The sequence below is a fragment of the Enterococcus sp. C46 genome (genome assembly GCF_040887565.1).
In the GTDB taxonomy this organism is placed as follows: domain Bacteria; phylum Bacillota; class Bacilli; order Lactobacillales; family Enterococcaceae; genus Enterococcus_B; species Enterococcus_B lactis.
In genome coordinates, this window is sequence record NZ_JBFOGA010000013.1 from 19,571 (window position 1) to 28,176 (window position 8,606).

9 protein-coding genes, 2 tRNA genes and 1 pseudogene are annotated in these 8,606 nt (G+C 35.9%); 5 read left to right on the plus strand and 7 right to left on the minus strand.

Annotated features, from left to right (window positions below):
- Positions 1 to 7: 7 nt before the first annotated feature.
- Positions 8 to 841, minus strand: coding sequence for a DUF72 domain-containing protein (locus AB3I27_RS13200; protein ID WP_002310208.1), 834 nt, complete (start codon positions 839 to 841; stop codon positions 8 to 10).
- 230 nt (positions 842 to 1,071) lie between these two features.
- Here AB3I27_RS13200 and AB3I27_RS13205 point away from each other — a divergent pair, with 230 nt between their 5' ends.
- Positions 1,072 to 2,040 (plus strand): asparaginase, encoded by a 969-nt coding sequence (locus AB3I27_RS13205; protein ID WP_002314249.1) that lies wholly within the window; start codon positions 1,072 to 1,074, stop codon positions 2,038 to 2,040.
- 154 nt (positions 2,041 to 2,194) lie between these two features.
- Here the strand turns inward: AB3I27_RS13205 and AB3I27_RS13210 are convergent, their stop codons facing one another.
- The 3 genes from AB3I27_RS13210 to AB3I27_RS13220 form a co-directional block, all read right to left on the minus strand.
- A complete protein-coding gene (locus AB3I27_RS13210; RefSeq protein WP_002310206.1) occupies positions 2,195 to 2,932 on the minus strand; it encodes an acyl-ACP thioesterase domain-containing protein in 738 nt (245 codons plus the stop codon).
- A gap of 15 nt (positions 2,933 to 2,947) precedes the next feature.
- Entirely contained in the window at positions 2,948 to 3,781 is an 834-nt protein-coding gene (locus AB3I27_RS13215; protein ID WP_002310205.1) for a fructosamine kinase family protein, read from the minus strand.
- Positions 3,782 to 3,984: 203 nt separating this feature from the next.
- Positions 3,985 to 5,313, minus strand: coding sequence for an aminopeptidase C (locus AB3I27_RS13220; protein ID WP_104760436.1), 1,329 nt, complete (start codon positions 5,311 to 5,313; stop codon positions 3,985 to 3,987).
- Positions 5,314 to 5,599: 286 nt separating this feature from the next.
- Between AB3I27_RS13220 and AB3I27_RS13225 the strand changes: the two genes are divergently transcribed.
- Complete coding sequence (locus AB3I27_RS13225) at positions 5,600 to 5,773, plus strand: hypothetical protein (protein WP_002310202.1); 174 nt, start codon at positions 5,600 to 5,602, stop codon at positions 5,771 to 5,773.
- 137 nt (positions 5,774 to 5,910) lie between these two features.
- On the opposite strand, the gene AB3I27_RS13230 is transcribed toward AB3I27_RS13225, so the two are convergent.
- Positions 5,911 to 5,984, minus strand: a tRNA-Asn gene (locus tag AB3I27_RS13230).
- A gap of 215 nt (positions 5,985 to 6,199) precedes the next feature.
- Between AB3I27_RS13230 and AB3I27_RS13235 the strand changes: the two genes are divergently transcribed.
- Positions 6,200 to 6,272: transfer RNA gene (locus AB3I27_RS13235), tRNA-Thr, on the plus strand.
- Positions 6,273 to 6,539: 267 nt separating this feature from the next.
- Here the strand turns inward: AB3I27_RS13235 and AB3I27_RS13240 are convergent.
- Positions 6,540 to 6,779, minus strand: a complete 240-nt coding sequence (locus tag AB3I27_RS13240; protein ID WP_160298796.1) for a DUF5626 family protein — start codon at positions 6,777 to 6,779, stop codon at positions 6,540 to 6,542.
- Positions 6,780 to 7,071: 292 nt separating this feature from the next.
- Between AB3I27_RS13240 and AB3I27_RS13245 the strand changes: the two genes are divergently transcribed.
- Both AB3I27_RS13245 and AB3I27_RS13250 read left to right on the plus strand, forming a co-directional pair.
- Entirely contained in the window at positions 7,072 to 7,302 is a 231-nt protein-coding gene (locus tag AB3I27_RS13245; protein ID WP_002310198.1) for a hypothetical protein, read from the plus strand.
- Between the two features lie 334 nt (positions 7,303 to 7,636).
- Positions 7,637 to 7,963, plus strand: a pseudogene (locus tag AB3I27_RS13250) (alpha/beta fold hydrolase); the annotation flags it as partial.
- Between the two features lie 143 nt (positions 7,964 to 8,106).
- Here AB3I27_RS13250 and AB3I27_RS13255 read toward each other — a convergent pair.
- The gene (locus AB3I27_RS13255) at positions 8,107 to 8,481 is read right to left on the minus strand and encodes an iron-sulfur cluster biosynthesis family protein (RefSeq protein ID WP_002310873.1); all 375 of its coding nucleotides are present in this window, start codon (positions 8,479 to 8,481) and stop codon (positions 8,107 to 8,109) included.
- Positions 8,482 to 8,606 lie beyond the last annotated feature (125 nt).

Consider the following 8,606-nt stretch of genomic DNA (forward strand, 5'->3'; position numbering starts at 1 on the left):
TAAGCCCTTAAAACAGATCCATTTGAGTTGGATTAAGTCCATCCGGCTGGATATTTAATATTTTTTGCAGTGCTAATGCATTTTCAGCCGCATCCCCGCCAGAATTGTTATTAAAAATCACACCTATCTCTTTTGTCTTAGAATCAACTGCTTTGACTTCACATGCTAGTTCTTGTAGTTCTTTTTCTGAATAACGATACAATGTTCTTTTTTTGCGCCAATCTTTATCATTTGCTTGCCATCCCTGAGCATTCCTGCCATGAAATCGAAAAAGAGCAAAGTTCGGATTGGTTACAAATGGATCAAAAGGGATCGTTGTATTCAGCAGCTGCGGCTCATCAATGATGGCTAAAGAAAAAGCGGCTCGAGACATAAAGTTTCTCGTACGTTCAAGAAATTCATCGCTATACCAAGAATAGTCCCGCAATTCTACAGCAACAGGATAACCCTCAAACCACTTTCTAAGTTTGCGCAAGTATTGGACATTTTCTTTTGTACACTTGAATGAAGAGGGGAATTGAATTAAAAAGCAAAAAAGCTTTCCAGCTTCTACCATTGGCGACATGACATCTAAAAAATGCGTAATCATCTCTTCTTCTGTCTGATAATAAGGCTTCCAATCTCCTTGACCGCTGATCCCTTGATAGACTTTGACTACAAAGCGAAAAGATTCAGGTACTTCGTTTATCCAATTCTCAACAGAGGACTTTCGAGGAATCCCATAATAAGCAGTATCTAATTCCACTAAGGGTAGAAATCCGGCATATTCATACAGAGTGTTATTCTTTTTGCCAGTTAATTTGTCATGTTCTTTAAACGATGTTAATCCGATTCTGATCATTTTCGACCACCTTCGTAATTGTTTTCTCTTGACTACTTTTTTGTAAAAGAAACTCAACCAAATACTCCGTGCATTAAGAGGTCAAGGTCGAGTCTTCTTCGTTTAAGTAAGAGTAGCTTTTTTATAATAAGTCTGGCTATTGTTATTCTTCACTGATAGCAAAACTCTTTTATATAGTATACAATAAGATTTAACGGCTATGCAAAATTATTCGTAAGGAAGTCTGTAAAATGAAAAAAATACTTGTACTGCACACCGGCGGAACGATCGCCATGAAAGAAAACATGCTCACTGGCGGTGTTAGTCCTGATGTGGCAAACCCGTTATTAGATGCAGAAATCACGATACCTGAGCATGTGGAACTCTTAGTTGAAGATATCTTCAATCTTCCCTCACCACACATCATGCCTTCTCACATGTTGGTATTAAAAGAACGTATCTTGTCCGCTTATGAATCAGGTATATTCGGAGTGGTGATTACACACGGTACGGATACATTAGAAGAAACTGCCTTTTTTCTTGATACAACGATTGGTGACAAATTACCAATTGTTTTGACTGGGGCAATGCGTTCAAGTAACGAACTTGGAAGTGACGGCCTCTATAATTTTGAAAGTGCTATTCGCGTCGCAAGCTGTGAAGAAGCGGTAGATAAGGGTGTATTAGTGGTCATGAACGATGAGATTCATTCTGCACGCTACGTGACAAAGACCCACACCACAAATGTTGCTACTTTCCGAACGCCTACATTGGGACCAATCGGTTTAGTAACTAAGAATCGAATCTTATTCTTACAAGAACTTTTAGAAACAAAGCGGCTGGATATTTCCGCTGTAAATGGGACTATCCCAATTGTTAAAGCATATGCTGGGATGCAAGGAGACTTATTGGAAGCAATCGCCCATACGAAAGTAGACGGTCTAGTCATTGAAGCTTTAGGTGCCGGAAATCTCCCTCCTCAAGCCTTAGCAGCTTTAGAAAAGCTTCTTGTCCAAAAAATCCCTGTAGTACTTGTTTCTCGTTGTTTCAATGGAATCGCAGAGCCTGTTTATGATTATGAAGGCGGAGGAAAAGAACTAGAAGAAATGGGGATTATTTTCTGCAACAGCATCAATAGTCAAAAAGCACGTTTAAAACTATTGATTGCCGTAAACTATGGTTTGACGGGCGAAGAATTGATTTCGTTTATCCAAAACTAACCATCAATATCTGATAGCTAAACTTAAAAAAAGAGGCTGTGACAAAAGTAGCTTCTTCGAAAACTAAGCCGAAATTTCACAAAAATTTGAGAAACAATTTCCGTAAATTTCTTCTTATTTCTTGAAGCTGACCACTTCTGTCACAACCTCTTTTTTATTTATTTTTCCATAGAATATTGGCTTCACAATACAGCTGTTCTTGCATTCGGATTTCATGTTTTGTTTTGATACCATTTTCGGTTGGGACTTGTTCAAAATGGCTTTCGATCTCATTCCCGTACTCTACTTCTTTATCAAATCGAATAATTACTTTTTCTGGAACATGCGTAGTCAAAAAGTCATATCCCAATACATCAATGATCCAATTAAAATACATCGCATTATTAACATGCTGATTACTATCGATATCATAAAAACGAACACGATATGGCAACATGAAGCCCGAATCAATCTTTTCAATTTTTTCCTGACGCTTGATTTTTTTGATCTTCTCACTCTCAAAAGGAGCAATGATTTCTTCATTAACACTGCTCATTTTTCGATTCACAAAATCCATCAATACAAAAACAGATTCTATTTTGACTAATTCTTCCCCATCTTCATCATGGATCCAGAAGTTCCGATAACAGAAAAACTTATTGTACTCCATGGCTTGAGTCGTTACTGAAATTACTTCACCGACTCTAGGCAGACGATTAATCTCCATAGAATAATTCGTGATGACCCAAGTCAGTCCAAAGCTATTGACGAATTCACTGCCTCTTCCCAACTGGTCGCTTTGATCTTCAGATGTTTTGATAACTACTCCTAACATCGAAGGAAATGTCATCGTTTGATTGATGTCACACTCATAATATGAAACTTCATGCTTTTTGGTATATTTCTTTGCCAAAAACACGCCCTCCTCTTAAAAACTTTCTAGTAATTGATCTACTTGGGAACCGTAACTTTCTCCAAACATATTCAAATGTGCCAAAAGATAATATAACTGGTAAATCGGTAGTCGATCTTCCCATCCCTCTTCTAATGGAAATATAGTTTGATAGGCATCTAAAAATTCCGGTCGGAAACCGCCGAATAACTGACTCATTGCAATGTCTTGTTCCCGATTCCCATAAGAAACAGCCGGATCGACAAAAATTGGATGTCCTTGCTGGTCAAAGAACACATTACCACTCCACAGGTCTCCATGCAAGAGGCGTGGAGTGATCTTTTTGGGTTCAACCGATTTCAATACTCGTTCTTTAAATTGCAGATACTTTTCTTGCCGCTGTACATTCCAACGATTCGTTTCTTCCGCTAAAGAAATCTGGGCTTCAAGCCGATTTTTAAAGAAAAAAATCCACCAATCTTCTTCAAAAGAATTTTTCTGAATAAGTGTACCTAGATAGTTATCTTTTCGAAAACCAAATTGTGGCGCTGTTTGCTGATGGAGTTTAGCTAAAGCTACAGCAAGATCTCGTTGATCTCCTTTTCCCGGCTCGATCCATTCCATTAACAAATAAGCGCCTTCACTTGTTTCACCCAGCATGTACGTATCTGGTACACGTACGAATGTAGCTAGCTCTTTTAACCCATCTACTTCTGCTTCAAAAAAATCTTTTTTTACATTCGGATGGATTTTCAAAAAATAAGCACGTTGATCTGTTTTTATACGATAAGTTTGATTCACATCGCCGCCAACAACTGGAATCACTTTCCCATTTAGTTTCAGATCAGATAAAACAGTTTGGATATCCATGACTTTTCCCCCTACTCCCAATTTTATTCTATTTTGTCATCCTACTTGTTTCATGATAAAAGGATTATTTCCAATCCTTATCCCTTTATTTAGAATTATAGCACAGGGATCATAAAAATCAGGAGATGGACTTTATAGATAAAAAAGAGCTGACTTAAGCCAGCTCTTTTTATCTATAGCATACTCTTTATTGAACTATTTACCTATGCTAAAGCACCCATTGGATCCCATGGAGCTAGCATAATTGGTTCTTCATTGAACGCATTTAGTTGCTCTTTCGTCAACAAATCTTTTCTGACAACGATTTGGTACGTATATTCGTCCATCCAAGCATCACTCATAACGAAGAAACCGTTCTTTCCAACTTTTTCGCCCCAGCTGTTTTCGACTTTCCATTTTGTTGATTGTCCGTCCACTAAATCAACGCCAGTCAATACCATCGCATGGGTCATCAAACTTTCACCAAAATCCAAACGTTCAGCTTTAGTCATTGTGAAATCCGTATCGAATAGATCATCCATCGAATAAGCATCTAAGGCCATGATGCCACTGGTTCTAGTAGAAGATTGTCCTACATCACAACCAAACCATACAGATTCTCCTTGTTCAAGCTGAGCAATCGCTAAATTTTTGAAAGTTTCCATATCAACATTCAGGTATTTAACTTCTTTCCCGTCAACGACATTCCCTAGCATCTCTACTGTATAAGAACGATTGAATGGTTTGTCTTTTGTTGGTGCATTGATCACACTAATATAATCATCTAATTTTACACCGATGTATTTATCATAAAAAATTTGTGGCGTCAGTCCTCGGTCAAGATGATAGTTTTGTTCTTCATCGCGGTACTCAAAATCGAATTCTTTTGGAGGTGTTCCTAATGAGATGGCTAAGAAGTTATAAATACTTTCTAGCATTTCTTCTTTTTTTTCTTCAATAGCGTCTAATGTTTCTCCTTGAGCAACCATTTCGCGTAACACAACTGCATCTTTACGCAGTAGTTTGTTCAAGTAGTTATTCAAATCTCGAGAATTTGAACTATTCGCACTTTCCGGCATTACCGATTTAGGCACAACACCGTATTTTTGGAATAATGAAACGATCATATCCCATTGACCGCCATCTTGTTGAGGAGTAGTTAGCAAGAAAGCCACTTTTCGGCTATCAATAGCCTCTTTTCCAGTTGCAATAATGTTTTCATAGAAGTAATTTGCCTTTTCATATTTATCCCAGAAAAAAGTGTAATTTTGTGATAATTCAAACTCTTTTAAATGGAATTGATTCAGCATTTTATGACGGAACGTATTCAATGCAGCAAACATCCAACAACGACCCGATTGCATCTGATTAGCCACTTTGCCTGTAGCTAAATCAATAGAAAATACTGGTGTATTCGCCACATGTGCTGAAATATTTTCAGCAGAAGCAGTAATCCCGTTCTTCACGACAGCCCGCTGCAACGCCTGCTGTTTGTTATTTGCTTGAAACTGTTTGTCAAATTTTGTTGTCATATCCGGTGTAATAGCTTTCATCCAATCATCCTTCCAAATCCAAGTTACACTTCGTATTTTACTCTTAAGAATTTAGAAATACAATCTCTTCTATGATGAAATTTTCATTTGAATGAGAATATACTTACAACTTCATGAAGAAAAATGTCATACGGTATACAATAATTTTCAAATAAAAAAGAATATTTCTATGAGATAACGAAAATGGACTGTATAATAAAGAAAAGGTCTAGAAGAACATCATACAATAAGATAGCTTTCAAAATACTCATTGAAAGAAGGAAATACTATAACGTAAGAAAGGAGAATGAATAAAATGAAAAACCTGATTGCTGGCGGCTTTTTGTTTGTGGGTGGTGGCATACTTATGAATACAGATAACTTTGGGAATGTCATTCCTTTTCTTGGTGCAGTTTGTGCTTTGATTGGTGTAGGAATGCTGATTTATTTTGTATTTAGCGATGATGGGAAGTATGGTTGATTATGAGTAGCCAACTCTACTCTTTCGTAAAGATTACAACATACGTGACAAAAACAGAAAGATTGATTTATCATAATAATAAAAGAAAAAGAAACCCAAGTGATTGGATTTCTTTTTCTTTGCATAAGCTTTATTTACTCCGGCAGTAGGACTCGAACCTACGACATCATGATTAACAGTCATGCGCTACTACCAACTGAGCTATGCCGGAATCAAGTACATGAATATAATATCAATTTCTTTCAAATAACGCAATACTTTTTTTAAAATTTTTTACTATATTTTCGAAGAAACCGTTAGCATTTTTTGTTATTTTTACTTTTTTCTAAGAATTGTTTCATTAGTACAAAAACACATTTTTTTGATAAAAAATATATTGACAAATACATTAATATTCGTTATCCTACTATTTGTATTAATGATAATGCCGCTTTAGCTCAGCTGGTAGAGCGCTTCCATGGTAAGGAAGAGGTCGCCGGTTCAAGCCCGGCAAGTGGCTTCCTTAAACAGTGCAACATGTTGGTTTAACCATGTGTCTGCGCTGTTTTTTATTTTATGCCACGAAAATCCCACAAAACTGTTTTTATTTTAAACAAAAAAAGAATTTTTCAGTTAGTCTGCGAATAAAAAAATTCATCCAATCGATTGCTCGACTCTTATTGTCGCGTAATATTTAACGGCTCTGCAACATCTTCTTGAAAAACCCCTCTCTTCTTTCTATGAATACTTTAATTTCACTGCTAATTCCATAATCATTACCTCTTGTTTAGTTTACAACTAGTTGACCATTAGAAATCATCCGTTTATTATTATGGGTTAAAGTTCTAGAAATAATATTCCCTCTAGGTACTGAAATACTTAAATCCGAGGTGGATATAATATGCTGTCTGCCATTTACACGAACGTCATAGGAAACGGGCCAATTTCCAGAAGAAGCTTTAGAGAAACGATAAGTTCTAGCACCAACTCTACCCAGACGCTCAATTTCTTCAACTATTAAATGTATTTCCTCTCCTCCTCATTAATATAGGTCAGCTCCTTCATGTCCATACTATCTGATAATACGAGCTCAAGTACAGTTGAGCTTATTTTTTCCTGAGCTTTTACTTCTTCTTTGGATCCAATTCCTTCTAAATATTTTTGTTAATAAAAGTCATGTACTCCCAAAATCAACTGCTAGTTACCTTAACGAAGCCAATGATTTACATTGATGTAACCTGGTGAGTTCTTATCAAGAAAGGCATGTTCTGAGATAATTACGTTAGTAACAATATAAATTTTTTATAGGAGGGAACATAATGATTAAAAAATTAGTTCTATGTACAATTGTATTGGGAAGCTTTGGGTTAAGTATCACGGCAAATGCGACTACTGAATATGGTGGTACTGATCAAGCAACTCTTAGATTGATCGAAAAAGCTGAAAGATTAAGTCAAAGTTCGGATGAAGATATCTTGATAGTTGGCAATTATGAAGTGTCATTAGGAGGAATACGTCCTTGTTGCCTTATTAGGAAACAAGCAAATTGAACTAAATGGTCTTTCTAACTTCCCTATTCGGTTATCGAAAGATTCTAAAACCAATAAAATTACTCCACAAAATGGAAAGATTTCTTTCAAAGCGCCAAGTGATCCGGGAAGTTATGAGTTTGTTGTGTATCAATTTGGTTTGGAAAAGGAAATGTTAGGTCTTCCGATGGTTGATAATTCTTTCAGGATGACCATCGTAGTAGAGTGAAAGTCCATTTATTCTCCAAATTAATGGAATCACATTAAAGTAAGTGTCCCTGTTGACAACCGATAGCGGAGCTACTTGCTTTATGGATGTTTCAGTGCCCCCGAGTACTCTATTGATTTAACTGATCCACAATTTGAATTTCCTGATCGCTTATTGCTTATTTTCCAGAATGTTTATTTTTACTGCGTACCTTTTAAAATGTTTAAAAAATTAGGTTTGTCTAAAAAGCAAAGCCTTACCCTACTTCGTTTACTTAAAACATTAGATTGCAAAAAACAGCTTCATACATCACGACTTCCTAAATTGATTTTATGCGGTACAAAAGATTATGCAAATAAGCCTGGAGCAAAACGGTTATATAAAGTTTCAACTAATAGCCGTCTCCTGTTTATCGAAAACGGAAAACATGAATTGAATAGAGAAAAGCCAGAAATAATAGCACAAGCTATGTGATAATTTATCGAAAATAGCTAATCAATAAAAAAGACGACAAAATGTGTCGTCTTTTTTATTTACCAAGTTAAGAATGTTGTCATGTTTTTCAATGTAGCTCGATTGAGACTAGTTTTATGGATCATGGATCAATGAAGAGAAAATTATTGTTTCATGCCAGAGAATTTTTCTGGTCGTAAATCGACTAATTGTACATGGCTGTCTAAAGAACCACTTGGACTTTCAAGAGTAAATACACCTAGACGTGGATCTAAAGAAAGGGTCATGTGTTCATCCATGTACATTTTTGAATAATCTTTGATATAAACTTCCCCAATATCACTATCTAATTGTAGTTTATAATCATTTTTTCCTTGTTCTTTATCAAGAAGAAGTAAACGGAAACTAGTATCTAAAGAGCACACACCCATTTTAGAATATTCGCCCACGCCATCATCTAAATCTAAAATAACTGTCGCGCCTTCATCAATATATTTTTGTAATCTTTCTTGTGCTTGATCTGTAATTTTAAGATACATATTCAAACGCCCTCTTTCTTTTATTTACAAAAGCATGCTAGCATATATTAATAAAATTATCTAAAGTCCTGCTCAAAACAAAAAGATGTAAGAAATATCTTTTGATATTTCTTACATCTACTTTT